1 protein-coding gene and 4 pseudogenes are annotated in these 3,502 nt (G+C 58.3%); 4 read left to right on the forward strand and 1 reads right to left on the reverse strand.

The features are described 5' to 3' along the window. Positions 1–262 precede the first annotated feature (262 nt). The gene (yihA, locus tag DQ405_RS25940; protein ID WP_003187369.1) at positions 263–904 is read right to left on the reverse strand and encodes a ribosome biogenesis GTP-binding protein YihA/YsxC; all 642 of its coding nucleotides are present in this window, start codon (positions 902–904) and stop codon (positions 263–265) included. A gap of 193 nt (positions 905–1,097) precedes the next feature. On the opposite strand from yihA, the pseudogene DQ405_RS27970 reads away from it, so the two are divergent. The 4 pseudogenes from DQ405_RS27970 to DQ405_RS25960 form a co-directional block, all read left to right on the forward strand. Continuing rightward, positions 1,098–1,305: pseudogene (locus tag DQ405_RS27970) on the forward strand (cytochrome). A 33-nt stretch (positions 1,306–1,338) separates the two neighbouring features. Then, positions 1,339–1,966: pseudogene (locus DQ405_RS25950) on the forward strand (c-type cytochrome). A 166-nt stretch (positions 1,967–2,132) separates the two neighbouring features. Then, positions 2,133–2,769: pseudogene (gene dsbA / locus DQ405_RS25955) on the forward strand (thiol:disulfide interchange protein DsbA). Between the two features lie 10 nt (positions 2,770–2,779). Further along, a pseudogene (locus tag DQ405_RS25960) lies at positions 2,780–3,502 on the forward strand (endonuclease/exonuclease/phosphatase family protein); the annotation flags it as partial.

The raw sequence follows: 3,502 nt of genomic DNA on the forward strand, positions 1-3,502 counted from the left end.
TTTGCCATCATCGCGAGTGGTGGCGAAGCGGTTTAGAGCGCAAACGGGGGTCAGTTATTTCCAATAGTTTTTTGAGCCTGTCGGAACTTAACCTGTGAACTGCCACTCAGAGTTACTGAATGGGTGGTGAAGCCCTTCAATGCTCCTATGTTGTGTTAAGTGTTGGCAGATAATTCCGGACCCCGCCCTAGCGGTCCGGAACTTGAACCCCGAACTTCCCCTCCCCAAAAGAAGTCCGGGGTTTTTTTTGCCCGCAGAAAAGTTATTCGGCGATTTCTGCGCCCTTGTCCGCCAATTCCATCCAGCCGGCCAGTACGGTGTAGGCTTCTTCCAGGCCCATGCGCTTGGGGGCGGAGAACAGTTGAATCGTGATGGTATCGCCCCAGCCCTTACGGATTTCGGACTGCACTTTGAGCAGGGTGTTCTTGGCTGCGCCGTAGGTGAGCTTGTCGGCCTTGGTCAGCAAAATGTGCATCGGCATGCCGCTGGCGACAGCCCAGTCGAGCATCAGCAAGTCGAAGTCGGTCATTGGATGACGGATATCCATCATCAGAATCAAACCCTTCAAACTCTCGCGACCACCCAGGTAAGCCTCAAGGTGACGCTGCCAGTGCAGCTTCAGCGGGATAGGTACTTTTGCATAACCGTAGCCCGGCAGGTCGACCAGACGCCGATCATCGTCTAGCTTGAAGAAATTGAGTAGTTGCGTGCGGCCCGGGGTTTTCGAGGTGCGCGCCAGGCTGGCGTGAGTCAGGGTGTTCAGTGCGCTGGATTTACCGGCGTTGGAACGGCCGGCAAAGGCGACTTCAAAGCCCTCGTCATCGGGGCATTGGTCCACTTTGGCGGCGCTGAGCATGAAGGTGGACTGTTGGCACAGGCCGAGGATGGGGTTCTTGAGTTGCATGAGATTTCCGATGTGGGCGGTGCCGAGAAAGGGTGCGGCAAGCGGTGTCGTTTCCGTTTCAGTAGCGCCAGTATATAATGCCGCAGATTTTGTGTGTGCTTTTGTCCCAGCGAAGGATGAGGTTCACGGGAGCGAAAGACCTTTATTGCGCATTAGAACGCAAAACGCTCTCAAACCCTGAATAGGTCGATGTATGGACCGACGGTTGCTCGCTTCTGCTGCCCTGATTCCGCTTTACGGCGCTCAGGCTACACAGGATCAACCGAGTTTGCATGGTCAGGCTGACGCAGTGCGTGACCCAGGGTTTCAAGGCAATGCCGCCGCGTGGTTTGTGCATGGACTGCAGTACTGAGGATTACCAGGCCGTCATTGATTTGATGGTGAGTAAACCCGGTAGATAACTCTTAAACCCTTAGCCGTAGTTGGATTAGCTGATGAACAAACTGATCGTGAGTCTGCTGTTGACCTTGGGCATCACAGGCGCTGCCGTCGCTGCAGAGGGCCCCGTCAAAGGTGATGCCACTGCCGGTCAAGCGAAGGCCGCCGTGTGTGGTGCCTGCCACGGGCCGGATGGTAACAGCCCGGCGCCGAACTTCCCCAAACTGGCCGGCAGGGTGAACGTTACCTGAGCAAGCAGATGCACGACATCAAGGACGGCAAGCGCACGGTGCTGGAAATGACCGGCCTGCTGACCAAATCTCAACGATCAGGACCTGGCGGACCTCGCGGCGTATTTTGCCAGCCAGAAGGGCAGCGTGGGAGCTGCCGACCCTAAACTGGTCGCCCGCGGAGAGCAGTTGTTCCGTGGCGGTAACCTGGAAAAAAGGCTTACCTGCCTGCACCGGTTGCCACTCGCCCAATGGTGCAGGCAACGCTGCCGCAGGCTTCCCGCACCTGAGCGGCCAGCACGCCACCTACATCGCCAAGCAGTTGACCGACTTTCGCAAAGAAGAAGCCGGCCGGGCCAACGATGGGGACGCCATGACCATGCGCACCATCGCTCGCAAGCTGAGCGACGAAGACATCGCAGCCCTCTCCAGTTATATCCAGGGCCTGCACTGACGGGGCTGGGCGTTAACGCTCGATTAATCCCGCGATGCAAGCATAAAAAGGGTGGCTCAGGCCGCCCTTTTTGTGGCCGCTGCCGTTACACTAACGAACTCATGTCCGCGTAGACCTGTCACAACAAAGGTCGCGTGAGGCGACTTTATTTGTCCAGGAGTAAAGCATGCGTAATCTGATCCTCAGCGCCGCTCTCGTCACTGCCAGCCTCTTCGGCATGACCGCACAAGCTGCCGATGTGCCGCTTGAAGCCGGTAAAACCTATGTTGAGCTGTCTAATCCGGTTCCGGTTGCGGTACCCGGCAAGATCGAGGTGGTGGAGCTGTTCTGGTACGGTTGCCCGCATTGCTACGCGTTCGAGCCGACTATCAACCCATGGGCTGAAAAGCTGCCCAAGGACGTTAACTTCCGTCGCATTCCCGCCATGTTCGGTGGCCCATGGGACGCCCACGGCCAACTGTTCCTGACCCTGGAAGCCATGGGTGTTGAGCACAAGGTCCACAACGCCGTCTTCGAAGCGATCCAGAAACAGGGCAAGCGCCTGACCAAACCGGACGAAATGGCTGACTTCGTTGCTACTCAAGGTGTCGACAAGGACAAGTTCCTGGCGACCTTCAACTCTTTCGCTATCCAGGGCCAGATCAAACAGGCCAAGGAACTCGCGCAGAAGTACGGCGTGCAAGGCGTTCCCACGCTGATCGTCAACGGCAAATACCGTTTCGACCTGGGCAGCACCGGTGGTCCTGAAGCGACCCTCAACGTTGCTGACCAAACTGATTGCCAAAGAACGCGCTGCCAAGTAAGGGGCTCGCCATGCGCCGCTGGGGTACCGAGCGTGTCGTTGGCCTGCATGAACCGCAGGTCAACGAGCATCACCTGGAGTCCACAGGCCTGCCGGCAGATAGCCGCTTGCGCCTGCTCAGTTTCAATATCCAGGTGGGCAACAGTACCGAGAAGTATCGGCATTACCTCACGCGTGGCTGGCAGCACCTGCTGCCCCACAAGGGGCGTACCGGTAACCTGCAGAAAAATCGGCGACCTGCTCAGCGACTTCGACTTGGTCGCGCTGCAGGAAGCCGACGGCGGCAGCCTGCGCTCCGGCTATATCAACCAGGTGGAACACCTGGCTCAGCTGGGCGCCTTCCCGTACTGGTATCAGCAACTCAACCGCAACCTGGGGCGCCTGGCGCAGCACAGCAATGGCGTACTCAGCCGCCTCAAACCCACGGCTATCGAAGATCACCCCTTGCCAGGCCCCAAAGGGCGCGGGGCGATCCTTGTGCGTTTTGGCGAAGGCCCGGAAGCCTTGGTGGTGGTGATGATGCACCTGGCCCTCGGGGGGCGTACGCGCAACCTGCAACTGGCCTACGTGCGTGAATTGATTGGCAACTACAAGCACCAGGTGCTCATGGGTGACATGAACACCCATGCCAAACGACCTGCTGCAGAATTCTCCGCTGCGCGACCTGGGGTTAATGCTGGCGCCGCAAGTCGAAGCCACGTTTCCCAGCTGGCGCCCGCAGCGCTGTCTTGACC

This window comes from Pseudomonas sp. SST3 (genome assembly GCF_003325755.1).